The organism is uncultured Alsobacter sp. (genome assembly GCF_945952055.1).
In the GTDB taxonomy this organism is placed as follows: domain Bacteria; phylum Pseudomonadota; class Alphaproteobacteria; order Rhizobiales; family Beijerinckiaceae; genus Alsobacter.
This window is the reverse complement of record NZ_CAMFHB010000043.1, coordinates 1-26,197: the sequence shown is the minus strand read 5'-3', so window position 1 is coordinate 26,197 and position 26,197 is coordinate 1. Positions and strand designations below refer to the sequence as shown.

Genomic DNA, 26,197 nt, shown 5'->3' with positions numbered 1-26,197 from the left:
GACAGGGGATGCCAGCAAACAACGCCGCGTCTCAGGATTGAGTCAACGCATCACCGAAAACTTCACGAAATGCGGTGCATAAGGCGCAAACAGCCGACCGCCTTCCGTGCGCTTCGGCCTCACGATCACGGACCGACCCCGCCGCATGCGCGAGATCCTCTTCGTTCATCCCAATTTTCCAGGACAGTTCGTGCATGTCCTGCGCGAGATGCTGCGCAGGGGCGGATGGCGGGTGTGGGCGCTGGGCGGCGACACGGCCAAGTCCGTGCCAGGTGTCGAGCTGGAGCGCTGGGGTTCGCCGAGACCGTCATCCGCCCATGCCGATCCCCTCGTCGGCCGCTTCGCGCTCGATGCCGGGCGCGGCGAGGCGGCGGCGGCCGCGGCGCGCCGCCTGCAGTCGGCCGGCGCCGACCCCGGCGTCATCGTCGGCCATCCTGGCTGGGGAGACATGCTGTTCCTGCACGACGTGTTTCCGCGGGCCCGCATGCTGTCCTACCTCGAGTTCTGGTTTTCGTTCGCCGGCGGCGACGTGAATTTCGACCCCGAATTCGCCGTCGCGGGAGCCGAAGCCGAGGCGCGGCTGCGCCTGCGCAACGCGCCGACCCTGTTCGCCGCGGCCGAGAGCGACGTCCTGGTGAGCCCGACGCGCTGGCAGGCGGGACGCTTCCCGGCCGCCATCCGCGACCGCGTCCACGTGGTCCATGACGGCATCGACACGCAGCGCGCCGCCCCCCACGGGGACGTGCGCGTCGACCTGCCGGACGGGCGGTCGCTGACCAGCGGCGACGAGGTGTTGACCTTCGTCGCGCGCAGCCTGGAGCCCTACCGCGGCTTCCACGTGTTCATGCGCGCCCTGCCGGCCATCATGGCCGCGCGGCCGCAGGCCCAGGTGGTGGTGGTGGGGGCGGACGACGTCTCCTACGGGGCGCCGCCGCCGGGGGGCGGCACGTGGTACGGCGTGCTGATGCGCGAGGTCGGCGACCGCATAGACCCGGCGCGCCTGCACATGCTCGGGCGTATCCCCTACGACGCCTTCCTGGGTGTCCTGCAGATCTCGCGGGTGCACCTCTACCTGACCTACCCCTTCGTGCTGTCCTGGTCGCTGCTGGAGGCCATGGCCTGCGGCGCTTTGATCGTGGCGTCCGACACGGCCCCCGTGACCGAGTTCATCGAGGACGGCGTGAACGGGATCCTGGTTCCGATGCTGGATCCGCAGGCGGTGGCCGGGACCGTGATCCGGACGCTGGATAAGGCGGCGACCCTGTCCCGCCTGCGCGAACGCGCCCGCGCGACGGTCATCGAGCGGGCCGAACTGCAGCACTGCGTGGCGCGCCACCTGGACCTGATCGCCGGGCTCTGCTGAGAGAGGCTTCAGCCCTCCGCACGCACCGCCACACGCATCACCGCGCCGCCGATCATCGCCGGGGTCGGCACCGGCGAGGGCAGGGGCACCAGCGTTCGGCTCCTCAGCGCGATCACCGTTCGGCCGGGACCGCGTGGCGGGAGAAGGAGCGAGATCGTCCGCGGGCCAGGCTCGTCCACGCTGGCCGAAACAGCCTCGCAGGCGATCTCCAGGCCCTCGCCCGGCAGGGCCAGGACGTCGATCTCGAGGCGCAGCGTCGCGTCGCGGGGCATGTCGAAGGCGAGGCTGCCGGCGAGCCCCCGCAGCCAGAGCGCGCCTTCCACCGGGTCCATCCAGTCGATGGGGTGCAGCGTCGCCGCCGCGAGAGTGTCGCCCGCCATGCCGTCGCCGGGGGACAGCCGCGGGACGGTCTGGCGGGCGATGGCCTCGGTGAAGGTCACGGACTTGAGCCTGACGGCCTCGCGTCCCGCGCCGAAGGCCACGACCTGCGCGACGGTCCGGCCGGGCACCAGGGGCACGCGAACTGCGGCCGAGAGGCCGGCCATGACGCAGGCCCGCAGGCCGTCGCCGGCCATCGGCAGGGATTGGACCGACGTCGCGTCGCCGTCGCGCACCAGGAGCAGCACCGCCCGGCGCTCGGTGTCCGCTGCCGGCGGCTGCAGGACGAGCCGGCCCGGAAGCGGAAGGGGGACGGAGGGGCCGGGATGGTCTTCGCCGGACCTGCCCGGATCGCCCTCGCGCGGTTCGTCGAAGGCGGCCTGTCCGGGCGCGAGCGGATCGACGCGCACGGCGCGCAGGCGCAGGTCCAGTCGCTCGCCGCGCGGGGCCACGAGATCGACGATGGCCCGGTCCCTGACGACCCGGCGGCGCTGCCAGACGGCGGTGAGGGTGGCGCCGTCCTCGCTGACGAAGACCGGGCAGCGCGTGCCGTCGACGAACACGACCGGGATGCACGCGCTCGGCTGCGTGAGGCGCAGCCGCAGCATGCAGCGGGCGAGGTCGGGCGGCAGCGCCAGATGGAGGCGGGCCTGCAGCCCTTCGGCCCGGACCTCGCCGGCGGCGGGCCAGGTCCAGCCCCGGCCGAGCGCGAAGGCCCCGTGGGCGGGCGACGTCACGTCGAGCCAGCGGTCCCGAGCGGCGAGCGGGGCCGCGTCCGGCCCGCGCGGCACGGCCAGCACCTTCAGGCTGGCGACCCGCAAGGGGATCTTGCCGGGCGTGCGCAGGCGCAGGTCGCAGAGACGATGCGGGCCGGCGGGGGCCAGCATCTCCGCGGGAATGAAGATGTCGCAGGAGGCACCCGGGGCGCCGCGGTCGATCAGCCTGCGGCCGTTCAGGTCCACGATCAGGCGGCCGGGAAGGGGGCGGGCCAGTTCCAACCGCACAAGCCAGTGAGCGGGGTGCCATGGCAGCCGGAAAGCGAGCTGCGCCACGCGGCCGCCTTCCAGCGGTTCGCCGCGGGCCCCGACGCGCCAGCCCCAGCCCGGCCACGACCGGGCGCCGGCCACGCTCGTGGCATCGACGAGGGCGCCGTGGTCCAGGACGGGCCATGTCGAGGCGCTGGCCAGCCGGGCTTCGGCCCGGTCGTCGCGCGGCCATGGCCAAGTGCTGGCGGCGGTCGCCGGACCATCGTCGCGCGACGGCCACAGGCGGCGCAGCCCGGCGAGGACGGCGTAGCCGAGATGCTCCGCGGCGCGGCGCCACGTGGCCCCGCCTGCCACGCCGGTGGCCGACGCCGTGGCGAGGCGCAGCGCGGCCAGGCTCTCGCGCGGCCACGGCACGAAACCGGCGGTGCGCGCGTCCGCCGCGGCGGCGAGCAGCCGCCGGTGCACCTGCAGCCGGCGCAAGCCGTCGCCCGGACGGTCGCGGCGGGCGAGATGCGCCAGGAGATCGCGCCAGACGCGAACCCGGTACTTGAGGTGGTGCAGCTCGCGGAAGGCGAGGTTGCCGAAAGGATGGAAATGGCCGTTGCGGCCATGCACCCGATACTGTCCCAGCACCTCGGGGATCGAGGCGATTTCGCCTTCGTAGGCCGTCAGCACGTTGAGATAGTGATCGGCGCACAGGCGCCAGGGCTCCTCCGGGATGGGCATGACGGCCCGCAGCGCCGGCAGCGCGAAGATGTTTCCGGAGGTCGGCATGAAGGGGTAGTTGCCCCAGCCCGCGATCCTGCCGGTGACGTCGCCGGACAGCATGCCGGCCGCGTCGGGATAGAGGCCCGTCGCGAGGCCCTGGGCATCGACGGTCTCCAGCGCGAACTGCATGCGGCTGAGGCCGGGTCGCCAGGTCTGGCGCAGCCGTTCGAGGGCGTGGGGCAGAAGCCTGTCGTCGGCATCCAGGAACAGCACGAGGTCGCCCTCGACGCGGGCGACGGCATGGTTGAAGGCCGAGGCCTGCCCGCCATTCTCCTTGCGCAGGATGGTGATGCCGCCGACATCGGCCAGCGTCTCCATCGAGCCGTCCGTCGAGCCGTCGTCGACCACCAGGATCTGGTCGGCCGGATCGGTCTGGTCGCAGGCGCTCAGCACCGCATCACGGACATATTCGCGGTAGTTGTAGCAGTTGACGACGATCGTCACGCGGGGGCGCTGGCGGGCGAGGTGCGCGAGCTCCTCGCGCAGGGCCTCCTCCAGCGCCGGGCCCGACACGGGCAGCGCCAGGAAAAGGCTCTCCGCGGCGAGCGCCGTCATCACCCCGTCCCGGTCGTTGCGCTGCACGCCGTCCGCGATGTCGAGGATCGCCCGGGCGAGGCCGGCGGCGTCGGTCGCCGCGTGACAGGTGTCGGGCGGATCGGCGAGGCGGCCGGCGAGGATCACCTCGGCGCCGCTCGCGAGCACGCGCCACAGCGCTGTCGAATGTCCGGGCAGCACCACGGCGGCGCCGTGGGCCTGCCCGGGCAGGTCGGCGAGGGGCACGGCCCGCAGCGACCAGCCCCTCGACGCGGCCGCGGTCTCGGCCGCCGCCAGCATCTCCGGTCCGAGCGCCTCGGCGAGGGCCTGGCGTTCGCCGCCGGCGGCGATCGCCTCGCACGCCACGCAGATCTCGCCGGGCTCCGCGCGGCCGGTGCCCGTTGCCCAGGACAAGGGGCCGGCCTCGGCCAGGATCTCCGCATCGTCGAGGGCGCGCGCCATCGGCGCCGCCCGCACGCGCCGCGTCGTGACGCCCGCGGGGGGCGTGAGCCAGTCGAGATCGGCGCGGTCGGGGATCGCGCTGTCGCGCAGGAGCAGGACGGGCTTGTCGCCCGCCGCGGCGAGCGTCTGGCACAGCTCCGCCGCCGTCGGATCGATCAGGATCGCGGCGTCGCCCGCCACCGCGCCGGGATGGCCGGCCTCGAGCGTCCAGCCGGCCGAAAGCGCGGCGCGCACGAGGGTCTCGCGGGCGCCCACGCGTCCCACGAGGGAGAGGCGACCCGCCATCGGTCCGGAACGCGGAAGGGAAGGGGTGTCAGTAACGGTTGCCGCCGCCCTCGGTGCCGAACGACCGCGCGGCGGCGGGCGTCACCGGCGTGACCGACGGGGCGGGCAAGCCGAGCTGCGCCCGCACGCCGCGCGACAACTGCTGCAGCGAGGACGCGGGCAGGCTGCGCACCACCGCCGGCGACAGCTGGTTGAGCACGGACGGGGGCTGCAGTTCGAGCAGCGCGGGCACGAGGCTGCTCGTCGGGAAATCGCGCAGATAGGCCTCGACCAACTGCCGGCTGTTGGACCGGGCGGCGGCGTTGAAGCGCTGCAGTTCGATGGCCGAGACGTTGTAGCCGGACGGCGTGACGCAGGCCGACAACGCGGTCATCGACATCAGGGACGAGCCCACGAGCAGTGCCTTGGTCAGCGCCTTCAGATCGAAAACACCGTCACCCATCTCTGCGCTCCATTCCCATGATGATGTAACTTTGAGGTGTACAGTTCTTGCTTGTCAATTCGCCGTTTCGCGCACGATCCGAAAGCCCAGCGCGAAACTGCGGACCACGATGCGGTCGCCCCAGCTCGACTCGATCTTGAAGGTCGAGACGTCGGTGTCGTTGAAGCCGCCGCCCCGGAAAACGGCGTTGGTGCAGTCGCCCTTCATGCAACTGTTCGTCCATTGCCAGACATTGCCGTTGAGGTCGTAGATGCCGTTGCGGTTGGGCCTGAACGAGCCGACCGGCGAGGTGTAGGCGAACCCGTCGTTGCAGGCGGGCGCGGGGCGCGGGTCCTTCGTGGCCTTCACGTAGGCGGCGTCGCCGACATTGGCGTTCGCACAAAGCTCGTCCGCCGAGGCGCCCCACCAGAATTCGCCGGCGGGGGCGGCCGCTTCGAGATGCTCTTCCTTCGTGGCGAGCCTGTAGGTCTTCTTGGTCTTCCTGGACAGCCATTCGGCATACGCCGTGGCGTCTTCCCAGCTCACGCAGACGACCGGGTGGGCATCGGTCTGCGGAAAGCCCGGGTCGCGCCAGCTCGCCTTCTCGTCCTTGAACCAGCTCGTGCCCTTATTGCGATAGCAGCCCGGCTGCGTCTTGATCTTGGCCTCCTTGGCGTAGGCGGCGTATTCGCCCTTCGTCACGGGATACTGGCCAAAGCCGAGCCCGTTCGGCAGAACGACGAGCTTGGGGCAGGTGGGGCAGTCCTGCTCGACCTTCGGCGGGCCGGACGGCTCCGGTGTCGCGGGAGCAGGGGAAGGCGAGGGGGACGTGGCAGGTGAAGGGGCGGCCGGCCCTGGGGCAGGCGCTTGCTGTTGCGCGGACGCCGGACCGGCGCAGGCGAGGGCAGCGACGAGAAGGAGCGGCCGCAGGCTAGCTTGCATCGATGACGACCCTGAACCCGTAGGTGTTGAAGCGCAGGCCGATCTCGTTCCAGATCGACCGGGTGGCGCGCAGGTCGCTCGGCGGGCTCGACCAGGCGCCGCCGAACAGCATCCGCTCATTGCACGCGCTGCCATGGCAGGTCGTCGTCCAGACCCAGACATTGCCGACCGCGTCGCTCACGCCGTAGCGGTTCGGCTTGAACGTGGCGGCCGGGGCCGTGCCCTTGCCGTCCCACTTGCTGCCGCACTGCCGGCAGTTGGCGCGTCCGGTGCCGACGTCCTGGCCCCACCAGTAGGGCGAGCTTTCACCGCCGGCCGCCGCGTACCGCATCTCGTCCAGCGTCGGCAGCCGGTAAGGCTTGCCGGACTTCGTCGCCAGCCAGGCCGCGAAAGCCGCCGCATCGTTCCAGCTCACGCAGACGACGGGATGGTTGGGGGCCTGCGGAAACTCGGGCTCGCCCCAGACACAGCCCCAGTCCTGCTGGGTGAAGTTCGTCTCGCGCACGAAGAGGGCGAACTGGGCCTTTGTGACGGGCGTCTGGCTGATGGCCAGGCCGCTCGGCAGGACCACCATCGGCGGGCACCCCTGGCAGTCGGAGAAGGTGAGCTTCTGCGCCTCCGGCAGGACGAAGCGCTGCTGCGCCTGTCCCGCGGGGGCGAGGGCCAGCCAGGCCAAGGCCGCCAGCATCCAGGTCACATGTCTCCACGTCACTTGCCAGCAGGTCACTTGCCACCAGGTCACCTGCCTCATTTCACGCCGAGCCCCTGCTTGGCGATGTCGTCGAGGCGGATGCCGCGCGACTCGGCCTTGGCGATGTACTGGGCGCCCTGTTGCGGGTCGCGCGGGCCACCCAGGCCGTCGCGCACCATGACCCCGAGATTGGCCATGGCGAAGGGCTCGCTCTGGTCGGCGGCCTTGCCGAACCACAGGCGGGCGATGCCGTAGTCCCGCTCCAGCCCGACGCCCGAGGCCGTCATGAAGCCGACGGCGGTCTGGGCGCGCGGGTCGCCGGCCGCGGCGGCGGCCAAAAGCAGGTCGATGGTCTGCTGGCTGGTGAGGGTGCCCGTCTGCGGCTCGTCGACCGAGGCCTGGTACTGGCGCACGGCGCGGCGCGTGTCGGCGTCGAGCACGCCGGAGATCGTCTTGACCGGATAGCCCAGCGCGATGAGGCCGTACTGGACCATCGTCTTGGGCATCGCGTCGACCTTGGCCATCGCGGCCTTGCGCAGCATGGCGCGGTCCGGGCTGGCGGCATCGCCGACGAGCGCCGCGTTCACGGAGGCGGCGCGCTTGAGGGCCTCGACGCGGGTGCGGGCGAGGTCGGCGAACATGCCGGACGGATAGCGGCGCAGGTAGCCGCGGAAGTCCTCCGCCACGACGCTGTTGCGGATCGTGCGCCAGTAGGCTTCCTCCGGCGGGATCTCCGAGGGGCTGCGCGTGTCGGTCCTCTCGGCGGCGGCGACCTGCTCGGGCTTGGCGGCGGACTTGGTCTCCAGCTCGGCGCGGGCGGCCCGGGCGAGTTCGGCGTGGAAGCCCTGGCCGTAGCGCTTCAGGAACGCGTCCCAGCCGGTGACCGTGTTCAGCTTCTGGGCCAGCAGGAAGTCCGCGGCGGGATCCTCGGTGGCCTGCTGCTGCGCGGGGCTCGCCGGCGCGTTGACGAGGTAGACCTCCTCGCCTCCGGGGGTCCAGTAGACGGCGGGGACCTGGCGGCCCTGGGACTTCTGGCGAACCTCGTTGCTGGCGCGGCCCAGCACGAGCTTCACCTCGAGGCCCGGCGTGGCGATGTGGTTGAGCAGGGCGCGGGCGAAGGGGCTGTTGCGACCGTCGCCGTCCGAGGCGGTGGCGCCTTCGGCCGCCGCGAAGGACACGATGGTGGCGGCCGTCGGCTCCACGCGGGCGAGGCCACGGCTGATGCTCCGGCCGGAATTGCTCCGCTCCATCTGGGCCAGGAAGGGGTTGTCGCGGCACGCGTCGAGCAGGACCATGCGCAGCGTCTTGGCCTGCGCGATGGTCTCGAGAACCCGGCTCAGCGGCACGGCCTCGTCCTGGATGTAGGTGTCGCGCTTCAGGGACGCGTCGATGGGGATCAGGTAGTTGACCCCGTTCACCTCGATGCCGTGGCCGGCATAGTAGACCATCGCCACGCTCGAATTGGCGGCCAAAGGCTCGAAATCGCGCAGGGCGGCGCGCATGCCGCGTTCGTCGAGATTGGTCGCCACCTTCACCGTGAAGCCCACGTTGCGCAGCGCGTCGGCCACGTCCTGGGCATCGTTGGACGGGTTCTGGAGCCTCGCCACGTTGGCATAGGCGCTGTTGCCGATGACCAGCGCGACCTTGTCGGCCGCGGCGAGGGCGCGCGCCTCGGTGAAGAGGAAGAGCACGACGGCCGTGAGAACGGCAGCCAGGAAGCGCTCGATTCTGACGGTCATGAGAGGAACCTCCTCGGGAAGAGGATACCACACGCTGCGTCCTCAACCGAGAGACGCAGTGTCGTTTGTATCCGCTCGGTTAAACGTCGTGCGTGCGCTGGCGCACATCGCGCGGCCCGGAGCTTGCACCGGACGCCCGCCGTCAACTCCTGTATCCATGGACCGCGGCACGGAATCAGCTCCGGTCGGGCAACGCGAGGCAAGACCGGGTGGCGGACAGCATCAACATTCCCGTCTACAGCGACGCGCTGGTCGTGCTCGGCACGGCGAGCGTCGTCGTGCCGGTGATGCGCCGGCTCGGCGTGAATCCGATCCTGGCCTATCTCGGCGCCGGGGCGGTCCTCGGTCCGCTGGGGCTCGGCAGCTTCATCGACAAGCTGCCCATCCTGTACTGGCTGACCGTCGTCGATGCGAAGAACGTGTCCGGCATTGCCCAGCTCGGTATCGTTTTTCTGCTGTTTCTCATTGGCCTGGAGCTCTCGCTCTCGCGCCTGATGACCATGCGCAGGATGGTTTTCGGCCTCGGCTTCCTGCAGGTCGGGGTCACGGCCGTGGCGCTCGCCTTCGTGCTGTCGCGGCTGGGACAGGAGGCTCCGGCCGCAACGATCCTGGGGGCCTGCCTGGCGCTGTCCTCGACGGCCATCGGCATCGAGCTGTTGTCGACGCAGGGGCGCCTGCACAGCGGCGCCGGGCGCGCGTCCTTCGCCATCCTCCTGGCGCAGGACATCGCGGTGGTCCCGCTGCTGCTGCTCGTGGCGGTGCTCACGGTGAAGGGCGACGTGCCGTTCACCGCCAACCTCGTCTCCGCTCTGGGGCAGGCCGCGCTGGCGCTGGGCGTCATCCTGCTTCTCGGCCGCACGCTGCTGCGCCCGCTCTTTCGCCTCGTTGCATCGGTGAACTCGTCCGAGCTGCTGCTGGCCGTGACGCTGTTCGTGATCGTGGGGACCGGAGTCCTCGCCGCCCTGGCCGGTGTCTCGATGGCGCTGGGGGCCTTCGTCGCCGGGCTGCTGCTCGCCGAGACCGAGTACCGCAAGGTCATCGAAACCATCGTCGAGCCGTTCAAGGCGCTCCTGCTCGGCATCTTCTTCTTCACGGTGGGGATGACGATCGACGCGCGGGAGATCCTGCGGGAGCCGGCGCTGGTGCTCGCCGGCATCGCGGGGCTCGTCATCCTGAAGTCCGCGATCCTGTTCGGCCTCGCCCGGGCCTTCCGGCTGCCGGCCGCCGCGGCCATCGAGACGGCGGCGGTCCTGGCGCCTGCGGGCGAATTCGCCTTCGTCGGGATCGGCGCCGCGCTGGCCGCGGGCGTGGTCGACGCGCGTGCCGCCGGCACGGCGCTCACCATCGCCTCGCTCTCGATGGTGCTGATGCCCGCGCTTTCGGCGCTCGGCCGGCGCGCCGGCCAGGTCCTGACCCCGCCGGCGGCTCCCGACCCCGAACTCGAGGTCATGCCGTCCCCCTCCGCCGGCATGACGATCGTCGTCGGCTACGGGCGCGTCGGAAAGGTCGTCTGCCAGCTTCTCGACGAGCACCGCCGGCCCTATCTCGCCATCGACGTGGATGCCATCGGTGTCGGGCGCGACCGGCGCAAGGGCCATGCCGTCTACTATGGCGACGCCTCGAGCAGCGCCTTCCTGATGACCTGCGGCCTGCGGGAGGCCACCGCGCTCGTCGTTACGCTCAGCAACGCCGAGGCGGTCGAGGCCGTGGTGGAGACCGTGCGGGCGATCCGCCCGGACATCCCGATCTTCTCCCGTGCCCGCGATTCCGCGCACGCCCGCCATCTCTACGGCCTCGGGGTGACCGACGCCGTGCCGGAAACGGTCGAGGCGAGCCTCCAGCTCTCCGAGACCGCCCTCGTGGGGATCGGCGTTCCCATGGGCTACGTGCTGGCCTCCATCCACGGGAAGCGGGCCGAGCTGCGCCAGGAACTGCAGGGCGTGGCGAGCCGCAAGGCCGGCTAGGGCCGACGGGCCGTTCGCGACGAGACCCGCGTCTCCGTGAATTGGCGGCATCCTTGCTTTGTGGCCTGATGCGGTCCGGTGCGGCACGGGGGAGGTGGCATGAACGACCGAGGCATCACACGCCGGGACCTGCTCGCGGGCGCAGCCGGCGCCTGCGCCCTGGGCAGCGAGGCCTCGGCCCAGAGCGATGGGCAGCGCGAGGTGGACCTTCACCTCGTGCTGGCGGTCGATGCCTCGGGCAGCGTCAACCAGACGCGCTTCGAACTGCAGCGGGCCGGCTACGCCGCCGCCTTCCGTGACAAGGACGTCCAGATGGCGATCCGCGGCGGCGCGCTGGGGCGCATCGCCGTCACCATGGTGCAATGGACCGGTCCGCGGCTGCACGTCGTCGTGGTGCCCTGGGTGATGGTCGACGGTCCCGCGGGGGCCGACGCGCTCGCTGCCGCCATCGATAAGGCGCCGCGCCAGCTCTTCGGCGGCGGCACGTCGGTGAGCGGGGCCATCGATTTCTCAGCGACGCTCTTCCCGCAGTCGCCCTTCCAGGGCGGGCGACGGGTGATCGATGTGTCCGGCGACGGGCGCAACGCCAGCGGCCGCCCGGCCACGGTGGCGCGCGACGCCGCGGTGGCGCAGGGCATCGTCATCAACGGCCTGCCGATCCTCGCGGTCGAATGGGACCTGGCCGAGCACTACCGCGACGAGGTCATCGGCGGGCCAGGCTCGTTCATGATCCCGGCCAAGGATTTCAACGACTTCGCCGACGCGGTTCGCCGCAAGCTGATCCTCGAGATCTCAGGCTTGCCAGGGTCGGTCAAGGTCGGTGACAATCGCGGATAGTCGAGGGTGCCGTCGAGCGGGTGAACCCATGGACTTCAAGTTCGACGAAGCGCTGGTGCGGCGCATGTTCGAGGGCTCGGAGGGGACCGCGCTGGCGATCGGGCGGCGGACCGTCACGGGGCACACGGGGGAGAGGCACTCCGGCATCACGAACAGCGGCCTCTACGACCGCAACAATGACGTGCTCGCGACGGCCTTCGTGTCGTTCAAGCAGGCTATCGGCATTGCCGTGAAGGTCCTCAACCGCATCCCGCCACAGCAACTCGAGGCCGTCTACTATGCCCAGTCGGGCAGCAATGCCGCAAAGCGCTCCTTCACGATCGACATCGGCGAGAAACAGGAGGTGCGGTACGGCCGAAACCGGGGTACGCTGCTGTGCTCCCATTTCACGATCGTGCTAGCCAAGAATCCGACCATACCGGGCGGGTTGATGGTGATCACCTTTTATCCCGAAGGCCGCTTCATGGAAGAAAAGTAGCGCCTGGGGGACCTGTACGCGCGTTCCCCTCACGGCGGGCGCAAGGGCAGGCTGCTTGGACTTTGGAGCGCGCTCCCGTACATCTGGACGCGGCGGGCCTCGGGCCCCTTGGTTCGGATACGGGCATGACCAAGCCGCATCGCACGGGGCTTCCCAAGCCCCAGCGGGGCTTCATCACGGCGGCGGACGTGGCGCGCGCAGCGGGCGTGTCACGCTCGGCAGTGTCGCGGACCTTCACACCCGGCGCCAGCGTGTCGCAGGAGGTGCGGGAGCGTGTCCAGGACGCGGCCCGTGCGATGGGCTACCGGGTCAACCGGCTCGCCAGCAACCTGATCAGCGACGAGTCGACGCTGGTCGGCGTGGTCGGCAGCAATCTCAGTTCGCCCTTCATGTCCCGCCAGCTCGACGAGCTGAGCCGCGCGCTGCAGCGCTCGGGCCGCCAGTGCCTGCTGTTCAACGCGGCCGATGCGCGCGACGGGGTGGAGCCGCTGATCGAGTCGATCCTGGAGTTCCGCGTCGCCGCCATCGTCATCATGTCCGGCGCTCCGCCTTCGGCGATCATCGACGAGTGCCTCAAGAACGGCGTGCGCGTGATCCTGGTGAACCGCCAACCCGACGAGGCCGCGGGCGACACGGTGGTGAGCGACGACATCCACGGGGTGGGGCTCGTCGCCGACCGGCTGCTGCGCGCGGGTTGCCGGAAGCTCGCGGTGGTGGGCAGCGGCGTGCCGACGCCCTCGCAGGTCCGCCGCCGGCAGCTCTTCGCCTCCGCCATGGCCAAGGCTGGCCGCGAGGTCGTCACCTGGTCGCAGGGCACCAGCACCTACGACTCCGGCCTCGAGGCCGCGCGGTCGCTCATGCCGGGCAGCGGCATCGACGGCGTCTTCTGCACCACCGACCTCATCGCCCTCGGCTTCCTGGACGGGGCCCGCGCCTGCGGCCTCGCGGTGCCGGAGCAGGTCTCCGTGATGGGCTACGACGACATCGCCCAGTCGGCCTGGCTGGCCTACCGGCTGACCACCATTCGCCAGAGCCCGGTCGACCTGGCGAGCGCCGTCGTCGCGGCCCTGGCACGCTCCCCGGATGACGGCCCCTCGCGCGCCCAGTCCCTGCTGCCGGTCGAACTCGTCGAACGCGACACGGTGCGCAGCGGCGCGTAGGACGCGCGGCAGGGACCAGCGCCAGAGAGAGCTTGATCGCAGCGGATCCGGGTCTCGGCGCCCATCGTTCCACGATCCCGAGAGCGCGTGAGTCGATCTTCAGACCGCCCCTCAAGCTCCTCATCCTGAGCCACGGCCCGAAGGGCCGTGAGTCGAAGGACGCACTTAGGCGCCGCTGCACCCTTCTGCGTCCTTCGACTCGGCCGCTGCGCGGCCGGCTCAGGATGAGGGAGATGGGGGCACGGATAGACTCGCATGCCCCAGATTGAGAGCTCTTGGTTGTGGCGCCGGAAAACACGTGCCAGGGGCACATGGCGCCTGCCTGCCAAGCCCTCGCTTGTGGCCTGTGCACACGTGTGCAATGCTTCGTCCCAAGGCGCCTCGACTCTGCTCGAAACACCGGCGCCAAGGCTCGGAGGACGCGCGTGTCGCAGGTCACGACTTCGGGAGAGCCCCTCGCGGGCCGCACGGTCATCGGGCGGCTGAGGCTGGCTTTCACCCGGCCCGAGATCCTGCTCGCGGCACTGCTGACACTGCTCCTGGGCGCGCTCGTGGTGGTGCCGCTGGTCGAGCTCGTGCGCGAGACCCTGACGGTCCAGCCCTATGACAGGGCCTACCTGCCCAAGGCGACGCCGGGCGACTTCACCCTGTTCCACTACGAGCGGGTGTTCGCGGGCCGGCTGTCCTGGGCGATCTTCTACAAGCCGTTCCTGAACTCGCTGGTCACGGCCTTCTCGGCCACGCTCATCTGCGTGCTCTGCGGCTCGGCGCTGGCCTGGCTGATCGTGCGCACCGACATTCCGTTCGGCAACACGCTGCACACCGTGGTGCTGATCCCCTACATGCTGCCGTCCTGGGTGCTGGCGCTGGCCTGGATCACGGCGTTCAAGAACGACCGCATCGGCGGCACCGCCGGGGCGTTCGCCTATCTCACCGGCATCCAGCCGCCGGATTGGGTGGCGTACGGGCCCTTGCCGATCGTCGTCTGCCTGTCGCTGCACTACTACGTCTACTCGTACCTGTCGGTCTCCAGCTCGCTCGCCAGCGTCGACAGCCAGCTGGAAGAGGCGGGCGCCATGGCCGGCCTCGGCCGCTTCCGGCAGCTCCTGCTCATCACCGCGCCGCTCCTGCTGCCTGCCATCGGCTCGGCGGTCGTCATGACCTTTATCCGGGTGGTCGGCTCGTTCGGCACTCCAGCGGTGCTGGGCCTGCCGGTGCGCTACTACGTGCTTCCCACGCAAATCTACGCGGCCATGGGCACGCGCAATGCCGGGGACGGCTTCCTGCTGGCGCTCGTGCTGGTGGTGATGGCGGGGCTGTTCATCTTCATCAACCAGAAGCTCATCGGCGTGCGCAAGAGCTTCGTCACCGTGTCGGGCAAGGGCTTTCGCCAGCGCCAGATCCGGCTCGGCGCGTGGCGCTGGCCGGTCTTCGCGCTCGTCTGCCTCGCCATGCTGGCCGCGGTGGCCTTCCCGCTCGCGCTGCTTCTGCTGCAGTCGCTCGTGAAGACCGCCGGCGACTACAGCCTGTCCAACCTCACGCTGCACTACTGGATCGGCGGGGGCGGGCAGGGGGTCGATCCGCTGCAGCAGTCGCTCGTCGACAACGTCAACATCCTCGACGCCACCTGGAACAGCCTGAAGCTCGCCGCCGCCACCGCCTTCGCCACCGGCGTCGTCGGCTTCCTGATCGGCTACGTCGTGGTGCGCACCCGCGGCAGCCTTGTCTCGCGCACGCTCGAGATCGTGGCCTTCCTGCCCTACATCTTCCCGGCGCTCGCCTTCGGCGCGATCTACATCGGCATGTTCTCGCGGCCGTTCGGTCCGCTGCCGGCGCTCTACGGCACCTTCGCGCTGCTGATCCTCATCTGCACCGTGAAGACGCTGCCCTTCACCTCGCGGACCGGCATCGCGGCGCTGCTGCAGATCGATCGGTCGCTGGAGGAGGCGGCCCGCGTCCAGGGCATCGGCTGGGCTCGCCGGATGCTGCGGATCATCGTGCCGATCGCGGCGGGCGGGCTCGTCTCGGGCATGCTGCTCACCTTCGTCAGCATCATGCGCGAGCTGTCGCTCATCATCCTGCTCGTCACGCCCTCCACGAACGTGCTCGCGGGCGTGATCTACAACTACCAGAACCAGGACATGCCCCAGCTCGTCGGCGTGGCGACGACGCTGCTCGTCGTGCTCGTCGTGGGCGCCAGCGTCCTGGTGCGTGTCCTGGTCCCGGCCAGCCGGGCGACGTCTGTCTAGAACCAAACAAAGCAAACGGGAGGACGAAGCAATGAGAAGGACCCTGATCCGCTTCACGGCCGGCGCCGCGGCGCTCGCCGCCGTCGCATTCGCGTTCGCGGCGCCCGCCTCGGCACAGAAGGCGGACCCGAAGTTCGACGCCTGGCTGAAGGAGAGCCGGCTTGGCCCCTACCAGAAGGACGAGGTCTGGGACGAGGTGGTCGCCAAGGCCAAGAAGGAGGGCGAGCTCGCCGTCTATTCGTCGTCGAGCACGACGCTGAAGGCCGGCGAGGATTTCGCCAAGATGTATCCGGAGATCAAGATCAAGGTCTACGATCTCGGCTCCGAGAAGACGATCGAGAAGGTGGTGCGCGAGCACCAGGCCGGCGTCTTCGCCGCCGACGTCGTCTACACCGGCGGTACCGAGGCCATGGTCTTCGACCTGCTGCCCAACAACCGCATCGTCAACTACGTGCCGGCCTCCCTAGCCGACAAGATCCCGGCTGCCTACCGCGAGCCGCTGCTGACGCACGCCATCGAAGCCTACACCGTGATGTACAACGCGGAGACCTATCCCAGCCCGCCGATCAAGAACATCTGGGAGCTCACCGAGCCGCAGTGGAAGAGCCGCTTCGCCATGAAGTCGCCGATCGGCTCGCTCTCCTCGCTGATGTCGCTGGCTGCCATCGTCGAGAACAGCGACGCCATGGCCAAGGCCTACCAGGAATACGCGGGCAAGCCGCTGCAGCTGTCGAAGGGCGTGGAGAACGCCGGCTACGAATTCCTCAAGCGGCTGCTGGCCAACGATGTCGTGTTCTACGACAACAGCTCGAAGCTCGCCAACGCGTCCGGGACGCGCGGACAGGCCAAGCCCCCGATCTCCTTCTCGGTCATGCACTACATGACGCGCAACGAGACGGACAAGCTCGCCAACGCCATCGCCTACGACCTGAAGCCGGCGGGCCTGTTCACCTACCCGACCTTCATCGCCATCGGCGGGCGGGCGCCGCACCCCAACGCCGCCAAGCTGTTCGTCGCCTTCATGATGGGCAGCAAGGACATCACGCCGGCGACCAAGTTCGAGCAGCCCTTCCGCCAGGGCAAGTCGTTCGAACTGCTGCAGGGCATGGCCTCGTTCTACCAGATCGGCACCTTTTCGCCGCGCACCGACATGCCGGCGCCGCCGCTGAGCGAAGCCTGGCCCAAGGCCCCCAAGCTCGGCGCCTCGGCCGAGTTCGTCCGCGACAACGTGGCCAAGATCAGCGACTTCTGGACCGCTGAATCGAGCCGCTGACAGCCCGAACGGAGCACCCGCGATGGCCGAGATCAGCCTGCGCCGCATCACCAAGGCCTATGGCGCGCACGTCGCGCTGCCGGCCCTCGACCTGGACATCGAGAAGGGCAAGTTCGTGACCCTTCTCGGGCCTTCGGGTTGCGGCAAGACCACGACCTTGCGCGTCATCGCGGGGCTCGAGACGACCTCCGGCGGCGAGGTGATCGTCGCCGGCCAGACCGTCGACGCGCCCGGCGCCGGCGTCTTCGTGCCGCCGGAACGCCGCGGCCTCGGCTTCATCTTCCAGAGCTACGCGCTCTGGCCGAACATGAAGGTCGGCCGCAACGTCACGCTGGCGCTGAGCGAGCGGAAGATGCCGGCGGCCGAGGTGTCGGCCCGGCTCGCCGAGGCCCTCGCCAAGGTGCAGCTGACCGGGCTGGAGGATCGCTATCCCTCCGAGCTCTCCGGCGGCCAGCAGCAGCGCGTCGCGGTGGCCCGCCTCATCGCGGCCCGCAACGCGATCCTGCTCATGGACGAGCCGCTCTCCAACCTCGACGCGAAGCTGCGCACCGAGATGCGGACCGAGCTCAAGCGCCTGCACCGCGAGCTGCAGGCGACGACCGTCTACGTCACGCACGACCAGGTCGAGGCGCTGACGATGTCGGACGTCATCGTGGTGATGAAGGACGGCGTGATCCAGCAGCAGGGCACGCCCTACGAGATCTACCACGAGCCTGCCAACCTCTTCGTGGCCGAGTTCATCGGCGACCCGCGCATCAACCTGATCGAGGGCACCGTCGGGTCGCTCGCCGGCCAGCGCGTGCTGCAGGTGGCCGAGACTGGCCTCGTCCTGCCGCTTCCCGCGGGCGTCTCGCCGGACGCGCCGGGCGCCATCGCGGCCATCCGGCCCGAGAACATCGTGGTCCATCCCCAGCCGTCTCCTGGCGCGGTGGCGGCGGAGGTCGACGTGGTCCAGCCCACGGGGTCGCAGACCATCCTGTCGGTCTCGGTGAACGGCGTTCCGCTCACCGTGCTCGTGCCACGCTTCGAGCGCGACCTCGCCGGACGCAAGCTCTGGCTGTCGTTTCCGCCCGAACACGTCCGCTTCTTCGACACCGGGACGGGCCAGCGCCTCGTCCCCGCTTCGCTCGCCCCGGCCAGCGCCGCCTGAGGCGCCGGCCACCACCACTGCACGCAGGATCGACGCCGATGGTCACGAAGTACAATTTTCCCCGCCCGCCGATGAGCCTCATCGTCGAGGGCCTGCCGCCCACCGGGGGCAAGCTGTTCATCGGCGACGCCGAGGCGGCGGCGGACCGCAAGCTCCTCGACGAGAACGACATCGCCATCGTCGTGAATTGCGCGGTGAACCTCGACATCGACTACACGCAGGCCGCCGGCGCGATCGAGGAGGGCGGCAAGGGACCCATCCGCAACTACAAGCTCGGGCTGATCGACGACGCCGGCAATCCGGACACGATGCTGATCGGCGCCTACTTCCTGCTCGACGGCGCGCTCCACCAGAGGCTGCCCGACCGCTTCACCTATCCCCACCGGCGCACGGGCAACCTGCTGCTGCACTGCCGCGGCGGCCGCAGCCGCTCCGTCATCGTCGCCGCGCTGCTCATGCACGTGCACATGCACGACCGCTTTCCCACGCTCGACGCCGCCATCGACCACATCCGCCAGACCCGCGCGCTGCACCCCGACGAGTGGCACGAGACGCCCAAGCCCATGCTCATCGAAGCCGCCCGCTACGCCGCCGACTGGATCCTGCGCATCGAAGCCGAGAAGCGTGCCCGCCCGGCGGCGTGAGGGGGGCGGAAAGGCCGCTCTCGCCCTGAGCGCCCCTGTCGCCATCCTCGCTTCCAACTCCATCATCCTGAGCAGCCTGCTTCGCGGGCTGCTCGGAGCTTGTGGAGCTTTGGCCCGAGGACGGGCAGTCCAGTTCAAACCGATCTCTCAGCCGTCATCCCCGGGCCTGGCCCGGGGACCCACGACTTTGCCGGCGCCATGCTCAAGTCGTGGGTGGCCGGGCCAAGCCCGGCCATGACGCGGAGAGGGGGAGGCTGGGGTGAGCCCAGGCAAGACGGCTGACAGGTGGGCGCGCCGATGACATCGGAGCAACCGCACGCGGTCAGCGCTCCAGCATGATCCTGTCGAAATACCGCGCCAGCCGGTCGAAGGCGTCGAGCGGCATCACGTCGGCCACGTACTGGTCCGGTCGGACCACGACGAGGCAGCCGCGGTCGCGGTCGATGCCGCGGGCGTCGAAGATGTCCGGGCCGGCCTTGGGATCGGGGCAGAACATCTTCTCGTAGTCGATCAGGCCGTGGCGGCCCTTGCGGGGCAGCAGGAAGGCCGGCATGCGCTCGAGCGCGAGGTCGCGGTGGCCCTGCTGGAAGACGGCGCGCACGTCGAACACGGCGTCGATGTCGGCGCCCTTCGGCGTGAAGCGGCCAACGGGCGAGGCCTCGGCGTCGGCGAGGAAGTGACACAGGTCGCGGATCGCTCCCGACGGCGCTGCGGGATCCGTGCGGTCGGAGAAGGCGAAGAGCCGCCAGCGTCCGTCGGCGCCGGTCGAATGGCCGAGTTGGATCGGCTTGGCGTCGCCGAGGCAGATCGCCGGGGCCGAGTGAAAGCGCGTGCCGATGACGAAGCCGCGGGCGAGATGCTGGTGCTCGTCGGTCGCCGTCAGCAGGGCGGGGGCGTAGCGGGTGGCGGTGCCCGCGGTGTAGCGGCCGTGCTGGACGAAGTAGCGCTGCACCTCCGACGCCTCGACGCGTCTGCCGTCCGGGCCCGGCTTCGACGCCGCGCTGAGCAGCGCGGCCCATTCGCGGTCGAAGTCGATCAGCTCCTTGGCGATCGCCTGGCGCTCGGCCGAGTAGGTGTGCAGGAGCGAGGGCGCGCTGCGCCCCTCCAGCACGCTGGCGAGCTTCCAGCCGAGGTTGAAGGCGTCCTGCATGGACACGTTCATGCCCTGGCCGGCCTTGGGGCTGTGGGTGTGGCAGGCATCGCCGGCGATGAAGACGCGGGGATCCCGCGTCGCGATCTCGTCCTCCGGCACGTCGTCGAACTTGTCGGTGACGCGCTGGCCGATCTCGTAGATCGACCACCACGCGACCTCCTTCACGTCGAAGGTCCAGGGGTGCAGGATCCTGCGGGCGGCGGCGATGATGTGGTCGGCGGTCATGTTGCGGTTCGCCACGCGCTCGCTCGGGTCGAGCTTGTCGAGCTCGACATAGACGCGCACGAGATAGCCGCCCTCGCGGGGGATCAGCACGATGGTGCCGCCGCCCGAGGACTGGATGAGCGCCTTCAGCCGGATGTCGGGGAAGTCGCTGACCACCAGGACGTCCATGACGCCCCAGGCCTGGTTGGCGCTGTCGCCCTGCAGGACGCGCCCGATGCTCCGGCGCACGGCGCTGCGGGCGCCATCGCAGCCCACCGCGTAGCGCGCGCGGATCGTCTCGACGCGGCCGGCATCGGCCCCTTCGGACACCTCGAAGGACGCAGTCACCGGATGGCTTGCGGCGCGATCGGCGTCGACGGCGACCTCGACCAGCCGCCGCGCGTAGTGGGGTTCCAGGCGCGAGGGCGAACGGCGCATGACGTCCAGGAAGAAATCGTGCACGCGGGCCTGATTGAGGATGACGTGCGGGAATTCCGACAGCCCGTCTTCCACGTCCTGGACGCGGCCGCTGCGCACGATGCGCGACGGATCGGCCGGGTCGGGCTTCCAGAAGGCCGCCTCGTTCACCCAGTAGGCCTCGCGCATCACGCGCTCGACGAAGCCGAAGGCGTTGAACATCTCCATGGTCCGGCAGGCGATGCCGTCCGCCTGGCCGCGCAGCAGGCGCCCGGACTTCTGCTCGACGATGCAGACGTCGATGCCGGGGAAACGGGAGAGCTGCGCCGCGAGCGCGAGCCCCGCCGGGCCGCAGCCGACGATCAGCACGTCGCATGTGTCGGGCAGGGGGCGCGGAGCCGGGTCGATGCCGCAGCGGTCGGAGGGCACATGCACGTCGGGATCGCCGGGCACGAAGCCGTCGAGATGGAACTGCATGGCGCCCCTCCGCGTGTTCTGATTTGCTCAGTATACGGAGTAATTGAGGTGGGGTCAAACCGCAGAAATGCATCATCGACGAGGCCGCCGCTCCTCCGCACGTCATCCCCGGGCTTGGCCCGGGGACCCACGACTTCAGGATGGCCCAGGCAAAGTCGTGGATGGCCGGGCCGGGCCCGGCCAGGACGGCGGAGGGTTTGCAGATGCTCGCTCCACCGCCTACCGCACCACCTCCCGGTAGATCCGCGGGAGCGCCGCCGGCAGGCGCGCCACGTCGTCGACGATGGCGTAGCCGCCGATGCCGAAGAGAGTCGGGAAGTAGGACTGCGCCTTGGCGTCGATGGTTACGCCGAACACCGTGGTGCCGTTTCGCCTTGCAGCGCGCACGGCCATGCGGGTGTCCTCGATGCCGAAGCGCCCTTCGTAGTGGTCGACGTCGTTGGGCTTGCCGTCGGTCAGCACCAGCATGAGCTTTCGCCGCGTCGGGCGCGCCGCCAGCACGGAGGCCGTGTGGCGGATGGCGGCTCCCATGCGGGTGTAGTAGCCGGGCTTCAGGGCGCCGATGCGCTTCTCGACCGTGGTGCCCAGCGGCTCGTCGAAGTCCTTCACGGTGTCGACCCGCACCCAGGAGCGGCGGCGTGACGTGAAGGTCATGATGGCATGGCTGTCGCCGCAGGCCGCGAGGCCGTGCGCCAGCACGAGCAGGGCCTCCTTCTCCACGTCGAGCACGCGGCGCCCCGCCACCCAAGCATCGGTCGACAGCGAGACGTCGACGAGCAGGGCGACGGAGAGGTCGCGCCCCAGCGGCCGGGCCGCGAGATGCACGCGGTCGGTGCCGGGGCCGCCGGCCGCGACGTCGCAGCGGGCGCGCACCAGGGCGTCGAGGTCGAGGTCGGCACCGTCGGGCTGCGCGCGCAGGATCTCCTGGCGTGGACGCAGCGTCTCGAAGCGGCGCTTCACGAGCCGGATTCGCGCCTTCGCCTCGGCGTCCGGCGCCCAGGCCTCGCCTTCGCTCGGCGCCGGCCCCGCCAGCACCTTGCACTGGTCGGGAACGAGCGCGGCCTTGCGGTAGTCCCACTCCGGATAGGTGAGCTCCGCTGTGAGCGGCGTCGCCTCCACGGCCTCGGGCGGGAGGTCGAGGTCGAAGCGCAGCCGGCTCGCCGGCTTGCCGGTGCGCTGGCCGACCGTGAGTTCCTCGAAATCGTCGGCGGCCTTCTCGGCCTGGTCGTCCTCGTCCTCGTCCTGGGGCCGGTTGACCTGGACCATCTCGGCCATGGCCAGGACCTTCTCGAAGCGGTTGAGGGCGAGAGGATCGCGCTCGTCGCGGGGCTGCGCGTTCTGTTCGCGCACGGCGAAGCGGCGGCGCGGGTCGACGGGCAGCGTCGCCTTGCCGCTCGCGGTCTCGTCGGCCTCCTTGCGCGGGGCGGAGGCCTCGCGCAGCCAGGCGTCGCCCCAGAGCGGGCAGGGCAGGAACGGCTGGTAGCCGGCCGGGGCGTGCAGAACGAACCCATCCTGCGACTGGACGAGGTCCCACAGCCGCCCCGACGGCGGGGTGTTGGCACCCATCAGCAGGGCGAGAACGATGGCCTCCACCTCGCGCTCGGTCTTCGGCATCGACCTGACGGGGCGGGCGAGGGCGACCGCGGCACCCAGCCTCCGGTAGTCCTGCGCGAGGCCGGGAAAGGTCTCCAGCACCGCGCGGGTCGTCGCCGCCGCGCGGCGAAGCAGGAGGACGTCGCGGCGCAGCGGATCGCGATCCTCCACCGCCGTGACCGGCACGACGGCGAACCACGCGGCGAGCCACTGGTAGAGGGCGCGGTTGAGCGACGCGTCGGGGAAGAGCGCGATGCGCTCGGGCAGGAACAGCGTGGCGCTGTCGCGCCCGGGCTGGTCGATCTTCTCCTCGCCCAGTCCGACGCGCTGCAGCCAGCCGAGCCGGTGCTGCGAGCGCCGGGCCACGGCGGTGGAGAGCTGGACGCCCGCCTCTCCGCCGAGCCCCCGGAAGAGCACGGCGAGCGAGCCGCCGAGATCGGCCAGCGCCACCGCGTGGTCCGGGTAGCGTGTGTAGGTCGCGGCTCCGCCGACGAGCCTGTGCCAGGCCTTGCCGACGGTCTCCTCGAGTTCCAGGAAGTCGAGCATCTCGCTCTCCTCAGGGCGTTTGAATCGTACCGAGAACCAGACCCGATCTCTCCGCGTGATGCCCGGGCTTGGCCCGGGCACCCACGACTTGAGGTCGGCCCCGGCAAAGTCGTGGGTCCCCGGGCCAAGCCCGGGGATGACGGCTGAGAGGTGGCGCGATCTGGATCAAGGGGCCAAGGCTCTCAGCCGACGACGGCGCGGGCGACCTCGACGAGCGCGGCCTTGACGTCCGGTTCGTCGGTGAGCGGCTCGATGAGGGTCGAGAGCACGGCCTCGCGCACCGGCAGGCCGGAGGCGATCAGGCTCGCGCAATAGACGAGGAGCCGCGTCGAAACGCCTTCCTCCAGGTCGTGGCCCTTCAGGGCACGCAACCGTCCGGCGAGTTCGATCAGCGGCTTCACGCGCGCCTCGGCGAGACCGCTTTCGGAGGAGACGACCGCAAGCTCCTGTTCGGCCGGCAGGAAGTCGAAAGAGATCGCGACGAAGCGCTGGCGCGTGCTGGGCTTCAGGGCCTTCAGCAGGTTCTGGTAGCCAGGGTTGTACGACACCACGAGCATGAAGCTGCCCGGTGCTTCCAGTTCCTCGCCCGTGCGCTCCAGCGGCAGGATGCGCCGGTCGTCGGTGAGCGGGTGCAGGACCACGGCGACGTCCTTGCGGGCCTCCACAACCTCGTCGAGGTAGCAGATGCCGCCCTCGCGCACGGCGCGGGTCAGCGGCCCGTCGGCCCACACCGTCTCGCCGCCCTTGAGCAGGTAGCGGCCCGTGAGGTCGGCGGCGGTGAGGTCGTCGTGGCAGGAGACCGTGTGCAGCGGCAGGCCGAGGCCCGCCGCCATGTGGGCGACGAAGCGCGTCTTGCCGCAGCCCGTCGGTCCCTTGAGCAGCAGCGGCAGGCGCCGCGACCAGGCGAGTTCGAAGAGGGCGACCTCGTTGCCGGCGGGGGCATAGAACGGGATGTCGGTGCGGGCGCGGGGGAAGGTGGCGACGTTCATCGTCGTGATCCTCGGTGGGAGTTCGGGGGCGGGGGCGGCGACGGCCGCCCCCCTCTTGTCACGGGGCAGGCGGCGACGGCCGCCCCCTCTCGTCACGGGGCAGTCCGGCTCACTCGGCCGGCTGCAGGGCGGCTTCCGGGGCCGTGCGGGCGCTGCGGCCGGGGACGAGCACCGCCCAGGCGAACATCAGCGCGGCCGCCACGACGGCGACGCCGCAGCCCAGACGGATCCAGTAGTAGACGGCGAGCCCGTCCTGGACGTCCATGTAGCCCTGGCCCAGCACCCGCTGCAGGTAGACCTGCACCGCGCCGGCACCGGTGAGGGCGAGCGTCATCACCGCCATGCCGCCGCACATCAGCCAGAAGCTGGCGATGCTGAGCCGCTGGTTGTAGACGCCGATGCCGCGCAGGGCCGGGAAGGCGTAGGCCATCATCGCCAGGTTCAGCATCACGTAGGCGCCGAAGAAGGCGAGGTGGCCGTGGGCCGCGGTGAGCTGCGTGCCGTGGGTGTAGTAGTTCACCGGCGACAGGGTGTGCAGGAAGCCCCACACGCCAGCGCCGAAGAAGGCCATCACCGAGCAGCCGATCGACCACAGGAGCGCGGCGCGGTTGGGGTGGTTGCGGCCGGCCTTGCGGGTCATCGACACGGTGAAGAGGATCATCGTGAAGAACGGCGCGACCTCGAGCGTCGAGAACAGCGAGCCGATCCACTGCCAGTAGCCCGGCGCGCCGATCCAGTAGTAGTGGTGGCCGGTGCCCAGGATGCCCGAGAACAGCGCCAGGCCGATGATGACGTAGAGCCACTTCTCGACGACCTCGCGGTCGATGCCGTTGAGCTTGATCATCAGGAAGGCCAGCACGGAGGCCATGATCAGCTCCCACACGCCCTCGACCCACAGGTGCACGATGTACCACCAGTACATCTTGTCCACGGCGAGGTTCGGCGGGTTGTAGAAGGCGAAGAGGAAGAACACCGCCACGCCCCACAGCCCGAAGAGCAGGATGTTGGTGACGCTCGTCTTGCGGCCCCTGAGCACCGTCATGGTGACGTTGAACAGGAACATCAGTGCCACGACGACGATGCCGACCTTGATCGGGAAGGGCTGCTCGAGGAACTCGCGGCCCTCGTGGATGCGGAACAGGTATCCCACGACCGCGATGGCGGCGGCGCCGAGGAACAGCCAGAACTGCAGCTTGGCGATGAACGGGCTGAAGAGCTCGTTCTCGGTTTCCTCGGGCAGGAGGTAGTAGGTGCAGCCCATGAAGCCCATGAGCAGCCACACGATCAGCGCGTTCGTGTGGATCATGCGCACGATGTTGAAGGGCAGCAGCACCGACAGCGTGTTCGGCATCACGTAGATGAGGCCGGCGAGGAGGCCGAAGGTGACCTGGGCGACGAAGAGACCCAGCGCACCGTAGAAGTACAGCAACGCGATGCTTTGCGTCTGGTACCTGGGGGTCGGGTATTGGGGACCGGAGGGCATGGCGGTTTCCCGTGATGGAGGAGAAGAAGGGCGGGGACGGGCGGATCAGCCCGAGACCTTGGGCGGCCAGTTCTGGGTGTTGATGCGGCTCGTCCACTCGAGGAAGTCGGCGAGGTCGTTGACCTCCTGCTCCGTGAGGTTGAACTGCGGCATCTGGCGGCGGCCGGGTACGCCGGAGGGCTGCGAGGCCATCCAGGCCTTCAGCATGTCGCGGGCCCCGGCGGGATCGTCCTTGCCGCCCCAGCGCACCCAGACATTGCCGAGTTCGGGCGCGAAGTAGGCGCCTTCGCCCAGGATGGTGTGGCAGTTGATGCAGGAGTTCTTCTCCCACACGTGCTTGCCGCGGGCGACGGCGGGCGTGAGCGTGGCGACGTCCGTCGTGGTGGTCACCATCGCGTAGTGGCTGTGGGCGGTGAGCCCGACGAAGATCGCGAAGAAGAAGGCCGATCCGCCGTAGAAGACGTTTCGGGCCGCCGATGTCGTGAGGCGTTCAGCCATCGGGTGGCGCCTTTTTCGAACAGGGGAAGGGCACCCGGGGCGGGCCGGGTGGCCGTGGCGACGCCACGCAGCACGGATGAGCCTTAAGGGCGTTCGCGACGCGCTCTTTGTGCAGGGGCAAACAGCGAGGCGATTGGCCCGCACGGGGCCGCGGACCGCACGCTTCTTTGTCCCTGCGCAAAGGTCCTGGGGGCCTGACGGCCTAGGGTCGCCCCGTCCCCCACTGTCGAGGAGGCCGCCCCATGAGCGACGCCCAGGTCGGATTGCTGTTCGCCACGCCCGTCATCATCGTCTTCGCGATCGCGCTGGCGCGCATGGGCGTGATCCGCGTCTCCGGCGCCGTCACGGCCGTGCTGGCGTCGGTGGCCATCGCGGGCGCGCTGTTCTTCACGCAGTGAGGGGGAGCACCTGCTCGCCTCGATCTCACGCTCCATTTCTCCGCTGGTCCTGCCCGGGCACGGTGTACAGCCCGGAGACATACCTGACAGCTGTTCGGGGACATCCCTGACACTC

20 protein-coding genes are annotated in these 26,197 nt (G+C 70.1%); 10 read left to right on the top strand and 10 right to left on the bottom strand.

The window, feature by feature from the left end; all coding sequences use genetic code 11:
• Positions 1-145: 145 nt before the first annotated feature.
• Positions 146-1,363 carry a glycosyltransferase gene (locus tag Q0Q47_RS24295; RefSeq protein ID WP_293866136.1) on the top strand — a complete coding sequence of 406 codons (1,218 nt, stop codon included), beginning with the start codon at positions 146-148 and terminating at the stop codon, positions 1,361-1,363.
• Positions 1,364-1,371: 8 nt separating this feature from the next.
• Here Q0Q47_RS24295 and Q0Q47_RS24290 read toward each other — a convergent pair whose 3' ends face one another.
• Genes Q0Q47_RS24290 through Q0Q47_RS24270 form a run of 5 tightly spaced genes read right to left on the bottom strand, consistent with a single transcriptional unit; the run spans position 1,372 to position 8,569 of the window.
• Complete coding sequence (locus tag Q0Q47_RS24290; protein ID WP_293866133.1) at positions 1,372-4,776, bottom strand: glycosyltransferase family 2 protein; 3,405 nt, start codon at positions 4,774-4,776, stop codon at positions 1,372-1,374.
• 28 nt (positions 4,777-4,804) lie between these two features.
• The gene (locus Q0Q47_RS24285; RefSeq protein WP_293866130.1) at positions 4,805-5,218 is read right to left on the bottom strand and encodes a hypothetical protein; all 414 of its coding nucleotides are present in this window, start codon (positions 5,216-5,218) and stop codon (positions 4,805-4,807) included.
• Between the two features lie 54 nt (positions 5,219-5,272).
• Positions 5,273-6,139 (bottom strand): formylglycine-generating enzyme family protein, encoded by an 867-nt coding sequence (locus tag Q0Q47_RS24280; protein ID WP_367278305.1) that lies wholly within the window; start codon positions 6,137-6,139, stop codon positions 5,273-5,275.
• Positions 6,129-6,827: an SUMF1/EgtB/PvdO family nonheme iron enzyme gene (locus Q0Q47_RS24275; RefSeq protein WP_293866124.1), complete on the bottom strand. Its 699-nt coding sequence runs from the start codon at positions 6,825-6,827 to the stop codon at positions 6,129-6,131. The genes Q0Q47_RS24280 and Q0Q47_RS24275 overlap by 11 nt, the downstream gene beginning before the upstream one ends.
• A 59-nt stretch (positions 6,828-6,886) precedes the next feature.
• Positions 6,887-8,569 carry a caspase family protein gene (locus Q0Q47_RS24270; protein WP_293866121.1) on the bottom strand — a complete coding sequence of 561 codons (1,683 nt, stop codon included), beginning with the start codon at positions 8,567-8,569 and terminating at the stop codon, positions 6,887-6,889.
• Positions 8,570-8,778: 209 nt separating this feature from the next.
• Between Q0Q47_RS24270 and Q0Q47_RS24265 the strand changes: the two genes are divergently transcribed.
• The 8 genes from Q0Q47_RS24265 (at position 8,779) to Q0Q47_RS24230 (ending at position 18,324) form a co-directional block, all read left to right on the top strand.
• Positions 8,779-10,533: a cation:proton antiporter gene (locus Q0Q47_RS24265; protein WP_293866118.1), complete on the top strand. Its 1,755-nt coding sequence runs from the start codon at positions 8,779-8,781 to the stop codon at positions 10,531-10,533.
• A 99-nt stretch (positions 10,534-10,632) separates the two neighbouring features.
• Positions 10,633-11,370, top strand: a complete 738-nt coding sequence (locus Q0Q47_RS24260) for a DUF1194 domain-containing protein (RefSeq protein ID WP_293866115.1) — start codon at positions 10,633-10,635, stop codon at positions 11,368-11,370.
• Positions 11,371-11,398: 28 nt separating this feature from the next.
• A complete protein-coding gene (locus Q0Q47_RS24255) occupies positions 11,399-11,848 on the top strand; it encodes a hypothetical protein (RefSeq protein WP_293866111.1) in 450 nt (149 codons plus the stop codon).
• Between the two features lie 125 nt (positions 11,849-11,973).
• Positions 11,974-13,008, top strand: a complete 1,035-nt coding sequence (locus Q0Q47_RS24250; protein WP_293866108.1) for a substrate-binding domain-containing protein — start codon at positions 11,974-11,976, stop codon at positions 13,006-13,008.
• A gap of 425 nt (positions 13,009-13,433) precedes the next feature.
• Positions 13,434-15,257, top strand: coding sequence for an iron ABC transporter permease (locus tag Q0Q47_RS24245; RefSeq protein ID WP_293866105.1), 1,824 nt, complete (start codon positions 13,434-13,436; stop codon positions 15,255-15,257).
• Positions 15,258-15,288: 31 nt separating this feature from the next.
• A complete protein-coding gene (locus Q0Q47_RS24240; protein ID WP_293866102.1) occupies positions 15,289-16,530 on the top strand; it encodes an ABC transporter substrate-binding protein in 1,242 nt (413 codons plus the stop codon).
• A gap of 22 nt (positions 16,531-16,552) precedes the next feature.
• Complete coding sequence (locus Q0Q47_RS24235; RefSeq protein WP_293866100.1) at positions 16,553-17,680, top strand: ABC transporter ATP-binding protein; 1,128 nt, start codon at positions 16,553-16,555, stop codon at positions 17,678-17,680.
• A 38-nt stretch (positions 17,681-17,718) separates the two neighbouring features.
• Positions 17,719-18,324, top strand: coding sequence for a dual specificity protein phosphatase (locus tag Q0Q47_RS24230; RefSeq protein ID WP_293866098.1), 606 nt, complete (start codon positions 17,719-17,721; stop codon positions 18,322-18,324).
• A gap of 322 nt (positions 18,325-18,646) precedes the next feature.
• On the opposite strand, the gene Q0Q47_RS24225 is transcribed toward Q0Q47_RS24230, so the two are convergent.
• From Q0Q47_RS24225 to Q0Q47_RS24205, 5 genes are all read right to left on the bottom strand, one after another.
• Complete coding sequence (locus Q0Q47_RS24225) at positions 18,647-20,575, bottom strand: FAD-binding monooxygenase (RefSeq protein WP_293866096.1); 1,929 nt, start codon at positions 20,573-20,575, stop codon at positions 18,647-18,649.
• A 219-nt stretch (positions 20,576-20,794) separates the two neighbouring features.
• Positions 20,795-22,714 (bottom strand): nitric oxide reductase activation protein NorD, encoded by a 1,920-nt coding sequence (locus Q0Q47_RS24220; RefSeq protein WP_293866093.1) that lies wholly within the window; start codon positions 22,712-22,714, stop codon positions 20,795-20,797.
• A 182-nt stretch (positions 22,715-22,896) separates the two neighbouring features.
• Positions 22,897-23,703 (bottom strand): CbbQ/NirQ/NorQ/GpvN family protein, encoded by an 807-nt coding sequence (locus tag Q0Q47_RS24215; RefSeq protein WP_293866090.1) that lies wholly within the window; start codon positions 23,701-23,703, stop codon positions 22,897-22,899.
• A gap of 109 nt (positions 23,704-23,812) precedes the next feature.
• Positions 23,813-25,186: a cbb3-type cytochrome c oxidase subunit I gene (locus Q0Q47_RS24210; protein ID WP_293866087.1), complete on the bottom strand. Its 1,374-nt coding sequence runs from the start codon at positions 25,184-25,186 to the stop codon at positions 23,813-23,815.
• Between the two features lie 45 nt (positions 25,187-25,231).
• On the bottom strand, positions 25,232-25,684 hold the full coding sequence (locus Q0Q47_RS24205; RefSeq protein WP_293866084.1) for a cytochrome c: 453 nt from the start codon (positions 25,682-25,684) through the stop codon (positions 25,232-25,234).
• Positions 25,685-25,926: 242 nt separating this feature from the next.
• On the opposite strand from Q0Q47_RS24205, the gene Q0Q47_RS24200 reads away from it, so the two are divergent.
• Positions 25,927-26,082 carry a hypothetical protein gene (locus Q0Q47_RS24200; protein WP_293866081.1) on the top strand — a complete coding sequence of 52 codons (156 nt, stop codon included), beginning with the start codon at positions 25,927-25,929 and terminating at the stop codon, positions 26,080-26,082.
• The last annotated feature ends 115 nt before the right edge of the window (positions 26,083-26,197 follow it).